Origin of the sequence: Algoriphagus sanaruensis (assembly GCF_001593605.1) — a bacterium.
In the GTDB taxonomy this organism is placed as follows: domain Bacteria; phylum Bacteroidota; class Bacteroidia; order Cytophagales; family Cyclobacteriaceae; genus Algoriphagus; species Algoriphagus sanaruensis.
The window spans coordinates 2825465-2840581 of the sequence record NZ_CP012836.1 but is presented as its reverse complement, the minus strand read 5'-3'; the positions used below and the strand labels follow the sequence as shown (position 1 = coordinate 2840581).

Sequence of the window (15117 nt, the reverse complement as noted above, 5' to 3'; positions counted from 1 at the left end):
TGTGAAAAGCAATTTTTGAAAACCCGTAAGATTTAAAAATTAAGCCTATTCAATCGTTTGCAATTTTTCCACAAATATTTTTTCAAAAAATTAAAATTATTTATCGAACCGAAGATTTTCGAATCAAAAGTTCAGTTTCCAAGACCACAGGGTTATGAATTTCCTCAATGGAAATCTTTTTCTCGATGATGTCTAAAAGCAGTTCAGTTGCTTTGGCTCCAATATTAAATCCTGGTTGCGAAACCGAAGAAAGGGTAGGGTCCAAGATCGAACAAAACTGCCAATTACTGAAACCGACAATTCCTACATCTTCAGGAACTCGAAGACCCAAAGATTTACAAGCCATCATGGCACCTACTGCTGCCATGTCGTTATTGGCGAAAAACGCATCAGGTTTATCTGAGAAATCAGCGAAAATCTCTTTTGTGATTTCAAAGGCTTCATCATTTGTGCCATGTGTACATTCGACAATAAAGGATGGATTGATTGGGATTCCAGCGTCTTTCAATGCCTCTCGATAGCCGCGTTCTCGTTCCTTTGAAATTTTAAGGTTTGATGGACCCGCCAAGTGAACGATTTTCCGATATCCTTGATCGATCAAATGTTTGGTGGCTTGGTATGCACCAGAAAAATCATCTACAGTAACATTGATTGCTTGGGGAATGTCTGGAACACGATCAAAAAACACTATCGGGAATCCTTTGTCCAGCAATTTGGTAAAGTGGCTAAAGTCAGAAGTTTCTTTAGAATAGCTAACCAAAAATCCGTCAATCTGATTTGAGAGCATGGTGTCTACGCTGTTCATCTCTCTAGATAACTTTTCATTGGTTTGGGTAAGGATGACATTATATCCTCTCGAAAAAGCGATTTCCTCTATACCTGAAATTACAGTTGAAAAGAAGAAGTGAACGACTTCTGGTATGATTACGCCAATGGTAAATGATCTGCTTTTACGAAGCGATAGCGCGATAGCATTTGGCCGATAGTTCATTTTATCAGCTAATTCTTTCACTTTTCGCTTCGTCTCGTCGCTGATTCCCGGATAGTCTTTCAATGCTCTTGATACAGTGGAAGAGGAGACATTTAATTCCCGGGCAATATCTTTTATGGTCGCTTGTTCGAGTTTCATGAAAAATTGAAATTTTCCAAGATGGGTTACTTGGGTTGTAAATCTATAGCTTAGACCCTTTATGCAATCGATTTTAAAAGATTTTTTTCAATAATCAGTTAAATTCTTTCTGACCTGCAATTTTTTTTTTCTGAATGCAATCGAAACCGCAAACGTCTGCAATAAAATTTTGATGAAATCGAATTCCTAGGGTATTGACAAGACTTTTTACCGCGATTAAGTTGAGTTATCGTTTATCAATTTCCGCTTCAAAAAATTCGTGAAATGAAGAAGTACAGTTGATTTTGCTGACAAAAAATATAACTATTCAAATAACCTTAAACTCAATTTAGTAAATGAAAACCAGAAATTTACTTAGCGGAGTAGCCTTGATGGCTACTGTAATTTGGGGATGTCAACCTTATGACATGCCTCCAATCATTCCTCAAACTGGATCAAGCATCAGCAGTCCTGCTGCAGGAACTTCTATTGTCTTGGAAAAGGACGGAGCCGATGAAAACTCTATTGATTTCACCGTAACTGCTGCCGATTTCGGAACCACAGGTACAGTTCGATACATTTTGGAAGTGGATGCAGCAGGTGCTCAATTTGCGGCTCCAGTGGCATTGGGTGAGTCGGATTCAAATATCATTTCCGTGAATGTGGCGGAATTGAATGAAGCACTTTTAGGAAAAGGATTGGAATTTGGAGTAGCAGGTCAGGCTGATTTCAGAGTGAAAGCTACCATCAACCTTCCATTAAACCCAATTTATGGTGAAACTCTTACTTTGACGGTAACGCCTTATGATGCAACAGTTGCGTTTCCTGTAATGTATGTTCCTGGTGACTACCAAGGCTGGGATCCTTCTAATGAGGCAACTGTGCTGTATTCAGTAAACTTTGATAACAAGTTTAAAGGTTATGTGCACATTTTGGGTGGTTCTAGAGAATTCAAAGTGAATGAAACCAATAGCTGGGATATTAACTATGGTGACAATGGTGCGGATGGTTCTCTAGAAAGAGACGGTTCAAACCTTAAAGTTGCTGCTGACGGAACCTATGAATTGAATGTAGACCTAGCAGCTAAGACCTACACTATCGGGGAAGTAAAAAGATGGGGAATCGTAGGTAGTGCAACTGCAGGTGGATGGGATACAGATACCCCAATGGATGTGTTTGATAAAACTACCAATTCACTAAAAATCACTACAGATCTTAAAGCAGGTGAATTTAAGTTCAGAGCCAATAATAACTGGGATAATAACTTTGGTGGAGGTAACGGTGAACTAACTGGAGGTGGACCAAATATTGCCATTGCAGCTGATGGAAATTATACTATTACATTAAATTTTGGCGCAGAGGCAGTGACTTACACCCTCACCAAAAATTAATCAGTAAACCGCTGATAATTTTAACTTTGAAAACCGGACAATAAACCTGTCCGGTTTTCATACTTTCAATACTTCCCTATGAATAACCGATTTCTCTTTTCTTTTTTACTTCTTTTTAGCTGTCTGAGTAGCATTTTGTCTTACGGCCAAGTCACCACTGAGCCGGCCGTTCCAAATGCCTCAGGAACGGTAAAAATTATCTATGATGCTTCCAAAGGAACAACTGGTCTTAAGGATTGCAATTGTGATGTTTACATTCACATCGGAGCTGTAACTCAGGGTCCAGCTTCAACTACCTGGTCGATTGTTCCCTTTACTTGGGGGACTTCAAATCCTGCTGCTAAAATGACGAAAGTGGCAGGTCAATCTAATATTTACACCTTTGAGTTAATCCCAAATGAATTTTTTGATAATCCCACAGGGCAAACTATTTATCGCCTTGGATTGGTATTTAGAAATGCAGATGGATCGAAGGAAGGAAAAACAACTTCGAATTCAGATTTTTTCATTGATTTAGCCCAAGGTTTTCAAGTAACCTTTACCAACCCTCAAACTAATGCCATTTCTCTGGAAGTGGGAGATACCTTCGCTTTTGAGGCATCTTCTTCAGAGGCTTCTGATTTAAGTTTTGAATTGGACGGAGTGGAAGTAGCCAATAAGACTGGAGCCACTTCTATTTCTTATGAATACACAGCAACAGCAGCTGGTACCTATTCTTTGGTAGCTAAGGCAGTAAGTGGCGATCAATCTGACACGGAATCTGTGAGTATTGTGGTTTTTGCTCCTTCTGAAATTGCAGCCTTACCCAACGGAACCAAGCTCGGAATTAATTACATCTCGGATACTCAGGCTATCCTAGCACTACAGGCTCCAAACAAACAAATTGTCCATGTGATCGGGGACTTTAATGACTGGCAAGTGCTTCCTGAATATCAAATGAAACGAACACCTGATGGGGAGATTTTTTGGCTGGAAATCAATAATCTAGAGCCGAAGAAAGAATATATTTTTCAATACTTAGTCGAAGGAGAAATCCGTATCGGAGATCCTTATGGTGATAAGACTTCTGATCCATTTAATGATCAAGAAATCATTGATCAAAACCGATATCCAGGCTTGAAGCCCTACCCAAGTGGAAAGACGCAATTTCAAGCAACTTACTTACAAACTGCCCAAGAGGATTACCAATGGAAAAACACCACTTATGAAAAACCTCAGCCTGAGGAGTTGGTGATTTATGAGTTATTGGTTCGAGATTTTGATTCTAGGCGAACCTACAATGCCGTAACGGAACGATTGGATTACTTGAAGGAGCTGGGAGTAAATGCCATTCAACTCATGCCTGTTGCCGAGTTTGAAGGGAATCTTTCTTGGGGCTATAACCCCTCGTTTTTCTTTGCTCCGGATAAATTTTACGGAACCAAAAACGATTTGAAGCGCCTAATTGATGAAGCGCATGGAAAGGGGATGGTGGTCATTCTAGATATGGTACTTAACCATGCATTTGGTCAAAATCCGATGGTTCGACTATACAATGATGGAGATTATGGTGCTCCTACAGAAGACAACCCATGGTTCAATCGAGTTGCAAAGCACCCGTTCAATGTTGGCTATGATTTTAACCATGAAAGCACGTATACCCAAGCATTCGTAGACTCAGTCAATCATTATTGGTTGGCGGAATACAAATTTGATGGCTTCCGATTTGACCTTTCGAAAGGATTTACACAGGTAAATTCAGGAAATGATGTCAATATTTGGTCGCAGTATGATCCAAGCCGAGTAAAAATCTGGAGGCATATTTATGATCGTATTAAATCCCATCATCCAGAGGCTTATGTGATTCTGGAACATTTAGCCGTCAATGAAGAAGAGCGTGAATTGGCGAATTACGGAATGATGTTTTGGGGAAATATGAATGGTACCTCTCGAAATCTAGCGAAGGGTTCCAATGACAATATGGAATGGGCCTATTACAAACGCAGGGATTGGGCTAAAAATGGTTTGATTGCCTATCAGGAATCGCACGATGAAGAGCGAGTGATGTGGGAAACACTGAATTTTGGTGCGACCAATCCTTTGAATTTGAAGAATTTGGAAAATGCAGTGAATCGAAATCAAATCATGGCTGCTTTCTATTTTGCTATTCCGGGTCCAAAAATGATCTGGCAGTTTGGTGAATTTGGCTATGACCAAGAACTCAACAACGATCGTTTGGGAATAAAACCTACCAAATGGGAATATTTGGCTAATCCTGAGCGGGAGCGATTGTTTAAGTTGTATCAGGAGATGATCAAACTAAAAGCAACCCAAACTGCTTTTAATTCGCCTACCCAAGCTGCGGTGAATTTGGGTCCAGCAATGAAGTCCATTTATCTGGAACATTCAGACGGAAGCTTTTTCCTTTTTGGCAATTTCGATTTGGCAAGCAAGGGAGGTCAGCAGATTCAGTTTCCTCGCCAAGGGAAATGGTATAATTATTTCACCGGCGAAGAGATTAATGTGACGACGCCTCAAGTTCAGTTCGGTTTACGTCCTAATGAATTTTATTTATTCAGCGACAAGCCATTACCCAAACCGGATCCGGGGATTTTGCAAGAGGATTTTGTGACCTCTATCCCAGAAGTAATTCCCCAAGGAGCATTTAAAGTTTATCCGAATCCTACCACGGGAATGGTTCGAGTAGAGCTTCCAAAAGATATGATTCAAGCTAACTATCGGGTGGTGGATATGGCCGGTAGAATTCTATTTGATGGTCAAACCCAATTAGGTGAGCAGATTTTAGATTTTGATTTAGGCAAAATTAAAGATGGGATTTATATCTTTGAGGCGTTTGATACTAAGCGGGTGCTTCACCAACGCTTGATTAAAAAATAAACAAACCTTTCTCAAACTATGAAATTTAAACCTGGAGTAAAGTACGGAGAAGAGCTCAGAGACCTTTATGCGTATGCTAAAGAAAATGAATTCGCATTTCCTGCTGTCAACGTAATCGGAACCAACTCTGTGAATGCAGTTTTGGAAACCGCAAAAAAAGTAAACTCGCCTGTGATTATTCAATTCTCCAATGGAGGAGCACAATTTTTTGCGGGAAAGAGCCTTCCAAATGATAAGCAACAGGCAAGTATTGCCGGTGGTATTTCTGGTGCGCATCACGTACACCAAATGGCCGAGGCGTACGGAGTTCCTGTAATTCTTCATACCGACCACGCAGCTTTAAAACTTCTTCCTTGGATCGACGGTCTTTTGGAAGCAGGTAAAGCTTATTACGCAGCGTATAAAAAACCATTGTTTTCATCTCACATGTTGGATCTTTCTGAAGAGTCCCTGCATGAGAACGTAGAGATTTCTTGCAAGTATTTTGAAGAATTCAACAAGCTTCAAATGGCAATTGAAATCGAACTTGGTGTAACAGGTGGAGAAGAAGATGGCGTTGATAATTCTGACGTGGATTCTTCTAAATTGTATACTCAGCCAGAAGAAGTGGCTTATGCGTATGAAAATTTGAAGAAAATCGGTGACTTGTTTACAATCGCTGCAGCTTTCGGCAACGTGCACGGGGTTTACAAGCCTGGTAATGTTTCTTTGAAGCCGATCATTTTGAAAAACTCTCAAGAGTACATCAACAAAAACTATGGAACGACTGGTAAGCCTTTGAACTTTGTGTTCCATGGTGGATCAGGTTCTTCTGTAGAGGAAATCAGAGAAGCCAATAGCTACGGTTCAATCAAGATGAATATCGATACCGATATGCAGTGGGCGATGTGGGAAGGCATTCTGAATTACTACAAAAAGAATGAAGGATACCTTCAGTCACAATTAGGTAACCCAGAAGGTCCAGACAGTCCAAACAAGAAGTTTTATGATCCAAGAGTATGGTTGAGAAAAGGCGAAGAGAACTTCGTGAAGCGTCTTGAACTTGCTTTTGATATGCTAAATGCAGTGAATAGAAACTAAATACATTTATTATTCCATTTGGGAAAAGTCACTTGGTTCAGGTGACTTTTTCTTTTCCTACTCGATTTATGAACAAAACCCTAATCACCACTACACTCACAGCCTTGACCATTTTGGCTTCTTGTCAATCCGAAAAACAACCCGAGGTGAAAAACTATTGGCCTCAAGCTGGAATCACCTACGAAATCTTTGTGCAGTCATTCAATGACTCAAATGGAGATGGAATAGGGGACTTTAATGGAGTTACCCAGAAGTTGGATTACATCAAGGAGCTTGGGGCAAATGCCATTTGGTTTATGCCAATAATGCCATCCCCGACTTATCATAAATATGATGTGACGGATTACAAAGCCGTACATCCAGATTATGGTACGATGGATGACTTCAAAAATTTATTGGCAGAAGCCCATAAACGAGATATCAAGATAGTCATCGATATGATTATCAATCACACGTCAACTGAACATCCTTGGTTTCAGGCTTCCAAATCGGGAAGGGATAGCGAGTATCGTGACTATTATGTATGGGCTCAAAAAGACACCATAGCTGATTTTTTGAATAAGAAGGTAATTACGCTTGATTCAGACAATATCCAACAATGGCACGATCCGGGAATTGGAGAGGATTTCTATTACGGTTTTTTCTGGGGTGGAATGCCGGATTTGAATTTTGATAATCCTAAAGTTCGGGAGGAGATTTATGACATCGGAAAATTTTGGTTGGAAGAAGTAGGAGTGGATGGATTCCGTTTAGATGCAGCAAAGCATATTTTTCCGGATGACAGGCCGTTGGATAATCATGAGTTTTGGAAAGAATTCCGATCTAAAATGGTAGCCATAAAGCCAGATGTGTATCTAGTAGGCGAGGTTTATGACAAAAAGGAAATTGTAGCTCCATACCTGCCGGGACTTCCTGCCTTGTTCAATTTTGACTTTCATTATACCCTAATCGAGTCATTGAATAGTGGAAATGGTCAATTGCTTTTGCAAAAGCAGAAAGAGGTGTTGGAATTTTATCAAGGAATTACTTCCGAATTTACAGACGCTATCTTTTCATCCAATCATGACCAACCTCGATTGTTAAATGATTTGAATGAAGATGTTGCAAAGTATAAGCAAGCTAGTGCGATTTTATTGACCATGCCTGGCGCACCCTATTTATATTATGGGGAAGAAATAGGCATGCTTGGATTGAAGCCAGACGAACATATCCGAGAGCCTTTTCTTTGGGATATCAAGGAGAAAGATACTGGAAGAGCGACTTGGATTGAACCTAAATACAGTACGGATGAGACCGTAGGCTCAGTAGAAATCCAACGAAATATTCGGGATAGCTTTTTCAATCATTACAAAGAATTGATTCGACTTCGAAATTCCCATCCCGCATTGGCCATTGGTTCCCTTGAAATTTTGGAGTTAGAATATCCGGAATCAATCATGGCCTATGGAAGGAAAACTGATGGACAAGAAGTTCTTGTGATTCATAATGTAGGAGCAGAATCGATGGAATTGAATATTCCAAGCGAATTTGATGACGTCCTTTACAAATTAGGAACAGTAGAGAAAAATAAAGAAAGTGTGACTTTAGGGAAAAATTCAACAATCCTTTTAATCAAATAAGCAAAAAGCCCGAGAAGAAATTCTCGGGCTTTTGATTTTCAAACTTTTGATATTAAGTGGAAAGGATATTTGCCACTCTCAAATCTTCTTCATCAATTTCTTTATCCCCAACGATTGCTTTGACAATTGGAGTGTAAACCACTTTGTTGTTGATCAACCCAGCCATGACATCATATTTGCCTTGCATTAAACCTTCGACAGCAGCCACTCCAAGTTTGGATGCTAAAAGACGATCAAAGCATGTTGGAGCACCGCCTCGCTGTAAGTGTCCAAGGATGGTTACTTTGATGTCATAGTAAGGAAGATACTTGGCTACTTTATCTGCGATTTCTTGAGCAGAACCGCTTTTTCCGCCTTCAGCAACAATGACAATGTTGGAAGATTTTTTTGCTTTGGTTCTTGTTTTGAGTTTTTCAACCAATGTTTCGATTGGAGTTTTTCGTTCTGGAATCAAAATCGCGGCTGCAGCACTTCCTACACCGGCATTGATTGCAATAAAACCTGCATCTCGACCCATCACTTCCACAAAAAACAGTCGATCATGAGAAGTAGCTGTATCTCGGATTTTATCGATGGCTTCGATCGCAGTATTGCAGGCTGTATCAAATCCGATGGTTAGGTCAGTTCCAGAAAGATCATTATCGATGGTTCCTGGCAATCCTACCGCAGGGATTCCATATTCTTGATAGAATAAATGAGCACCGGTCAAGGAACCATCACCACCAATAACAACCAAGGCATCAATCCCATGACTTTTGAGATTTTCATAGGCCTTTTTTCTGCCTTCTGGGGTTCTAAATTCCTCTGATCTTGCTGATTTGAGAAACGTACCACCCCGCTCAAGGACATGGGTAATGTTCTTTGAATCTAGCTTTTTAATATCATTTTGAATCATACCTTCATATCCTCGGTAGATTCCATACATTTCTAATCCGTAATAAAATCCGGCCCTAACAGCAGCACGGATGGCAGCATTCATTCCCGGGGCATCTCCGCCTGAGGTCAAAACACCAATTTTTTTAATATTCTTAGTTTCCATAGGTTTGGGTTAAGGCTTTAAACATGAGCTCAGCGGAAGCTGGATTGGTGGCCAAAGGAATGTTATGCACATCACAGATTCTCATGAGCATCTGTACATCAGGCTCATGTGGATGCTTGTCCAAAGGGTCCCTGAAAAAGATGACGGCAGCAAGCTTTTTTTCCGCGGCAAGAGCTGCGATTTGAGCATCTCCTCCCAATGGACCTGATAATAAGCGTTCTACCTGAAATCCTGCTTTTTCAATATGTGACCCTGTGGTCCCTGTGGCCACAAGCTCTATATCTCCGCGATGAAGGGATTCTCGAAAGCCACTTAAAAAGTGAACCATGTCGGCTTTCTTACCATCATGCGCAATAAGGGCGATTTTCATGAATTGGGTTAAATAGGTTCGGCGCCAAAGTTAGGAAAAATTCGCATTTCACGACTTTAGAACACATTTATTCACTCAATAATGTAAAAGAGCGGAATAAGTTTCCGCTCTTTAGTTTTTATTTTAACCCTAAAATGGGATTAGCTGGTTATTTTCTCTAAGTAAAGAAGGAACGCATATTCCAATGCAAGTTCTTTCAAAGAATTAAAGCGACCTGAAGCACCTCCATGTCCTGCTTCCATATTGGTGTGAAGTAGGAGAAGGTTTTGATCGGTTTTCAGTAACCTTAGTTTTGCAGCCCATTTGGTAGGTTCCCAATATTGAACTTGAGAATCATGAAGTCCTGAGGTAATCAACAGGTTAGGATAGTTTTTGGCTTCAATATTATCATATGGCGAATAGGAAAGCATGTAATGATAATATTCCTCCTCTTTTGGATTGCCCCACTCTTGAAATTCTCCGGTGGTTAATGGAATACTTTCATCCAGCATGGTTGTAACCACATCTACAAAAGGAACATTCGCAATCACCCCATGGAATAGCTCTGGTTTCCAATTGATAACAGTACCCATCAAAAGGCCACCTGCACTTCCTCCCATCGCGTAAAGGTGTTCTGCTGTCGTATAATTTGAGCTGATAACGTGTTCGGCACAAGCGATAAAATCAGAGAACGTATTTTCCTTATTCAGGAGTTTCCCATCTTCATACCAATGTCTTCCAAGATCTTCTCCTCCTCTGATGTGAGCGATTGCAAAGACAAAGCCTCTGTCTAATAAGCTTAATCGGCTTGAGGAAAAATAGGCGTCCATGCTATAGCCATAAGACCCATAAGCATAAAGTAGGAAAGGGTTTTGTCCATTTTTTTCAAATAGGGATTTCTTATATACCAGGGAAACCGGAATTGAAACTCCGTCTTTTGCTTTGGCCCAAATGCGCTCAGAATAATACTCTAATGGATCATATCCACCTACCACCTCTTGTTGCTTGAGTGGGGTTTTATTCTTGGAAACCATATCATAGTCAAAAATCGAACTTGGTGTTGTCATCGAATTATATCCAAAACGTAAGGTTTTGGTGTGGAATTCGGGATTGGTGCTGATCCAAGCGGTATAGGTTTCTTCCTCAAAATGAAGGGTATGTCCTTCCTCATTCCAAGGCTTGATTTGAATCTGGGTTAAGCCATTGGTTCGTTCTTGGGTGACCAAAAAATCAGAAAAAAGATCAAAGTCTTCCAATAAGACATTAGCTCGATGTCCTATGACATCCTCCCAAAAATTCAAGGAAGGGGAGCTGATTGGAGCTTTTACTAATTTGAAGTTTTGTGCCTGATGGTTGGTTCGGATATAGAAAAACTCTCCGAAATGATCTGCTGCATATTCTAAATGGGGTACTCTTGGCTGAAGAACTTCAAATTCGGCAGTAGGTTGATCAGCAGAAATGAAACGGATTTCTGAAGAAATGGTGCTTTCTGAATGAATTAAGATGAATTTTTCAGATTTGGTTTTGTGAACCACACAGCTGAATTCTTCATCTTTTTCTTCAAAAATCAATCGGTCAGAAGCCGGATCTTCTCCTAGTTTATGACTGTAAATCTGAAATGATCTTAGCGTTTCCTCATCTTGTTTGGAATAAAAAAGAGTTTGGTTGTCTGCGGCCCAAACACAATTACCAGTCACATGAGCGATTTTATCTTTTAGGATTTCTCCAGTTTCAAGGTTTTTGAAGAAGATCGTATAGATTCTTCGACCAATTTCATCTGCCGCAAAAGCAAGAATAGTTTGATCAGGAGAAGTGGTGGTTGTCCCTACTTGATAGTATGATTTACCTTTTGCAAGCTGATTGACATCCAATATGATTTCCTCCGGAGATTCAAGGGACGATTTTTTTCTACAGTAAATAGGATATTCGTCGCCCGTCTGGTACCTGACATACCAGTAATATCCTGATTTGAAATAGGGAACACTCTGATCATCCTCTTTAATCCGCCCTTTCATTTCCTCAAAAAGTTTATCTTGAAGACTTTCGGTTGGCCTCATTACTTCTTTGAGGTAGTTATTTTCTTCCTCTAAATATTGAATGACTTCTGGGTTTTCTCGATCATTCATCCAATAAAATGGGTCAATCCGTTTGTGACCATGGATTTCGAGTTCTTGTGGTTTTTGGATTGCAATCGGTGGCTTCATTGATTTTAAAATATAGCTGCAAGGTTAAGGAAAATTGATCGCGCTTTGTTCCTGATTTTGGATAAAAACTCTCGCTTTAATTGGAACAAAAGTTCAAGATTTTCTAAAATTGAATCCTTCTTGTTGGTGATCAGGATTATTTTTAGAATATTAAAACAATCATTCAACCAACCTTATATTTTATGGGACTATTAAAAGAATTTAGAGAGTTTGCGGTCAAAGGCAACGTGATCGATTTGGCGGTCGGTGTCATTATCGGCGGTGCTTTTGGAAAGATTGTTTCCTCATTCGTAAATGATGTAGTAATGCCTCCTTTGGGTTTGCTGATCGGAGGAATGGATTTCAAATCTTTGGCTATTACGCTGAAGGATGCCAGTACCAATGAAGCAGGAGAGGCTGTCGCAGCAGTGACTCTTAATTATGGCATGTTTATCCAGAATGTGGTCGATTTTACCATCATCGCATTTGTGATATTCCTAGCAATCAAGGGAATTAACAACTTCAATCGTAAAAAAGAGGAAGCCGCAGCGCCGCCGCCTCCACCTCCAGGCCCAACTCCTTCAGAGAAGCTTTTGGAAGAAATCAGAGATTTGTTGAAGAAATAAAAAAAGGCCCGAAATCGAATTTCGGGCCTTTTTTAGTCGTTTCCTTCACCTCGTTGGCGCTGGTAAATATGCCTTGTAAAGTCCCTTCCAATTGCATGAAGGGTAAGAATTTGTTTTTGGGATAATACTTTTGATACCTCGGTGACAAATACCTTTTCGTCTGAAATCAACTTTTCCTGAAGTTGGAATTTACGTTGAATCCGAGATTTTGCTTCCTCTTCAGAAACATCCGAAACCCCTCTATTGAGTTCACCGAGCTGTTTCATGGCAGTTTCTCGTTTTTCTTGAAACTGATTAAATATGGGCCAGAATTTTTCAGCTTGTTCAGGCTTGAGTTGGATCCGAGAAGTGATAAAAGCTATTCGGGCAGCTTGCAATCGCTCAGGATCGATTCGTTGTTCTGGTCTTTGAGCAAAACTGACTTGAGTCGCAAAAAGAAACAAAATCAGGATTAGACTATGTGTTTTTTTCATCATTTTCAAAAGGTATAGGTGTCTTCGGTCTCCTCAATGAGTAAGGGGTCCAATTCTTCTTGGATGATTTCATCCAAAATAGCATTGGGATCATCACTTAAACTTAAGACGTCTTCAGCAGACCACTGATTACTTTCAATGTATAATAATACCTCTTCGTCTAAGGCGATTAATTCCTCATTTTGGGAGGAAGGAGTAAACGGATTTAAAAACCAAATTCCAAAGCAAATGATTACAACAGCAGCAGAGGCATAGGGGATAAGAGTTCGCCAAATTCCAGTTTGGGATCGGGAAATAATCTGATCCGGCAACTCCTCGAAGTAATTCTGAGGGGCTTTGAAATCTTTGATTTTGGGTAACTTTTCCATTGATTTTTAGACTTAATTGAAAAGGATTGGTTTAGTCTTCTTCGATAAATTGTTCAATTTTTTTAGCGGCATGATGGTAACTCGCTTTTAAAGCACCAACACTGGTTTGCGTAATTTCAGAGATTTGCTCATAGCTCAATTCGTCTTGATATCGAAGCAAAAACACTAATTTTTGCTTCTCAGGAAGTCGAAGCAGTGCTTTTTGGAGTTTGAGTTGTATTTGATCCCCATTTAATTGAGAGGAATAGTCCAAATAGGAGCCTAATTTTTCTTGATGATCATCGATAGAAAAAAAGAACCTTTTCTTCTTTTTTTCTAAAAACGAAAGAGACTCGTTGGTGGCAATTCGATAAAGCCAAGTAAACAAACCAGATTGGGATTCAAATTTATGAATATGACGAAATGCCTTGATGAACGTGTCTTGGGTGAGGTCATTCGCATCTTCATGGATCAAGACCATCCTTCGTATAAGCTGATAAACATGACGCTGGTATGTTTCAATCAACTTTCTAAATCCAGCCTCCTTGGTTTGAGGATTCTGAATAAGTTGAAGAATTTGACGGTCTATTTCTTTCATTTCAGGATTAGACCTTACATCGGATTGAAGGTTTATTTAAAATAGAAAAAGAGTCGATAAATACCGACTCTTTTTCTATTTTAGGTATCAAGAAAATTAAATCTCTAGGATATAGTCCAAAATACCAGCGTTTTTTCCTTTAGGCCTAGTCACCAAAAGTGGAAGGCTGTCATTGTACTGAATTAACCTTTCCGCCATACTTCCTATGAAAAGTGCAGTGGCAGCTGTTCTGCCTTTTGCTCCAATAATGATTCCGTCTGCTTCGATTTCAAGTGCTTTTGAGACGATTTCCTGAACAGGATCATCATTGTCATCTTGGGTATAGATTGGAGTAATTTTGATTCCTTTGGTATCTATTTTTTTGATGAACTTCTTGTAATTGATCTCAGCATGCATTTTCATGATCTCTGTAAATTCTTCCAGACTTTTACCGGTAAAATGATATCCAGATGGAACGTTAAAGACATTTTGGCAAACAATTTCTGCAGTGCCTCCATGCTTTTCGACAATCATGATTGCTTCCTCGAGTGCATCTTTTGAGTATTCAGAAAAATCGCTGGGAACCAATAATTTATTGATTTTTGCTTTCGCTCCCTCGGGAACAATAAGCAATGAGCAACTCGCTCTTCTTGCCAATCGCTGAGAAGCGACGCCAGTTCCGGGAAGATCCACTTTTCGACCAACCAAGATCATATCAGCGGATTTTTCCTCAGCGAGTTTTAATATCTTTTTGGAAAGATTTCCTTCCTTAACTACGTAGCTGATTGCAATTCCTTTGAGATCTGGAAAGTGCTCTTTTACCACCTTTTCCATCGCTTCTTTTCGCTCATTGATCATGTTTTCAATGAGATTTGGGAATTCTTCAAGGACCTCTTTGGGGATGGATAGGTTTTTAATCACATTGGAAAAATAGATTTTCTTGGTCTGATTGACCTTGGCTATAAATCCTGCATATTCTACAAGGGTTTTGTCCAAGGGAGTCTGATCCAGACAAACAATCAGTTTTTTGATCAAATACATAGCTGCTGTGATTTACTTGCAAAGTTAAAATCCAAGATGGAATCTATCTGAAATTGGCGAAATAAAATTTCGAAGCTTGATAGATTTTTCTTGATTTCTTCATTTTCAAGCCGTTTTGGTCCCTTTAACTGAAATACAATATTTGGTGATCAAATTTGATCAGCAAACTTTCCTTCATATACTGGCTAGGCGCCTTCTGAATCGTATATTTGCAGTGTCCGGGCCGCCGACATGTTCGAACTTCACAATTTAAAACAATTTCCGAGTGAAGCCCTTTCCAAAAACAGGCCTCATCCTTTCCCGATAACAATCGGGACCGGGACCTCGCCCAAAAAGCAGGATAACAGTGGAAGTTTGCGGATCAAAGGCAGCTCAAATCTTGTCAATAAAAGAGGTTTCGTAACACT

At 39.8% G+C, this 15117-nt stretch carries 13 protein-coding genes; 5 read left to right on the top strand and 8 right to left on the bottom strand.

Features of this window, described 5'->3' with window-relative positions; all coding sequences use genetic code 11:
- Nucleotides 1–100 precede the first annotated feature (100 nt).
- Entirely contained in the window at nt 101–1129 is a 1029-nt protein-coding gene (locus tag AO498_RS12480; protein ID WP_067548156.1) for a LacI family DNA-binding transcriptional regulator, read from the bottom strand.
- A gap of 335 nt (nt 1130–1464) precedes the next feature.
- On the opposite strand from AO498_RS12480, the gene AO498_RS12475 reads away from it, so the two are divergent.
- The 4 genes from AO498_RS12475 to AO498_RS12460 all read left to right on the top strand — a co-directional run bounded on the left by AO498_RS12475 (nt 1465) and on the right by AO498_RS12460 (nt 8075).
- Complete coding sequence (locus AO498_RS12475; RefSeq protein WP_067548153.1) at nt 1465–2499, top strand: SusE domain-containing protein; 1035 nt, start codon at nt 1465–1467, stop codon at nt 2497–2499.
- A 78-nt stretch (nt 2500–2577) separates the two neighbouring features.
- Nucleotides 2578–5376 carry an alpha-amylase family glycosyl hydrolase gene (locus tag AO498_RS12470; RefSeq protein WP_067548150.1) on the top strand — a complete coding sequence of 933 codons (2799 nt, stop codon included), beginning with the start codon at nt 2578–2580 and terminating at the stop codon, nt 5374–5376.
- 18 nt (nt 5377–5394) lie between these two features.
- On the top strand, nt 5395–6456 hold the full coding sequence (gene fbaA / locus AO498_RS12465; protein WP_067548147.1) for a class II fructose-bisphosphate aldolase: 1062 nt from the start codon (nt 5395–5397) through the stop codon (nt 6454–6456).
- A gap of 68 nt (nt 6457–6524) precedes the next feature.
- The gene (locus AO498_RS12460) at nt 6525–8075 is read left to right on the top strand and encodes an alpha-amylase family glycosyl hydrolase (RefSeq protein WP_067550470.1); all 1551 of its coding nucleotides are present in this window, start codon (nt 6525–6527) and stop codon (nt 8073–8075) included.
- A gap of 52 nt (nt 8076–8127) precedes the next feature.
- Here AO498_RS12460 and pfkA read toward each other — a convergent pair whose 3' ends face one another.
- The 3 genes from pfkA to AO498_RS12445 all read right to left on the bottom strand — a co-directional run bounded on the left by pfkA (nt 8128) and on the right by AO498_RS12445 (nt 11667).
- Nucleotides 8128–9114: a 6-phosphofructokinase gene (gene pfkA / locus AO498_RS12455; protein WP_067548144.1), complete on the bottom strand. Its 987-nt coding sequence runs from the start codon at nt 9112–9114 to the stop codon at nt 8128–8130.
- Nucleotides 9104–9484, bottom strand: a complete 381-nt coding sequence (locus tag AO498_RS12450) for a methylglyoxal synthase (protein WP_067548141.1) — start codon at nt 9482–9484, stop codon at nt 9104–9106. Before AO498_RS12450 ends, pfkA begins: the two co-directional genes overlap by 11 nt.
- Before the next feature lie 140 nt (nt 9485–9624).
- Nucleotides 9625–11667, bottom strand: a complete 2043-nt coding sequence (locus tag AO498_RS12445) for a S9 family peptidase (RefSeq protein WP_067548138.1) — start codon at nt 11665–11667, stop codon at nt 9625–9627.
- 182 nt (nt 11668–11849) lie between these two features.
- Between AO498_RS12445 and mscL the strand changes: the two genes are divergently transcribed.
- Nucleotides 11850–12272, top strand: coding sequence for a large-conductance mechanosensitive channel protein MscL (mscL, locus tag AO498_RS12440; RefSeq protein ID WP_067548135.1), 423 nt, complete (start codon nt 11850–11852; stop codon nt 12270–12272).
- Between the two features lie 32 nt (nt 12273–12304).
- Here the strand turns inward: mscL and AO498_RS12435 are convergent, their stop codons facing one another.
- The 4 genes from AO498_RS12435 to AO498_RS12420 form a co-directional block, all read right to left on the bottom strand.
- Complete coding sequence (locus AO498_RS12435) at nt 12305–12748, bottom strand: hypothetical protein (RefSeq protein ID WP_067548132.1); 444 nt, start codon at nt 12746–12748, stop codon at nt 12305–12307.
- Between the two features lie 2 nt (nt 12749–12750).
- Complete coding sequence (locus AO498_RS12430; protein WP_067548129.1) at nt 12751–13113, bottom strand: hypothetical protein; 363 nt, start codon at nt 13111–13113, stop codon at nt 12751–12753.
- 31 nt (nt 13114–13144) lie between these two features.
- Nucleotides 13145–13690, bottom strand: a complete 546-nt coding sequence (locus AO498_RS12425; RefSeq protein WP_067548125.1) for an RNA polymerase sigma factor — start codon at nt 13688–13690, stop codon at nt 13145–13147.
- Nucleotides 13691–13786: 96 nt separating this feature from the next.
- The gene (locus AO498_RS12420) at nt 13787–14710 is read right to left on the bottom strand and encodes a universal stress protein (RefSeq protein WP_067548122.1); all 924 of its coding nucleotides are present in this window, start codon (nt 14708–14710) and stop codon (nt 13787–13789) included.
- Nucleotides 14711–15117: the final 407 nt, after the last annotated feature.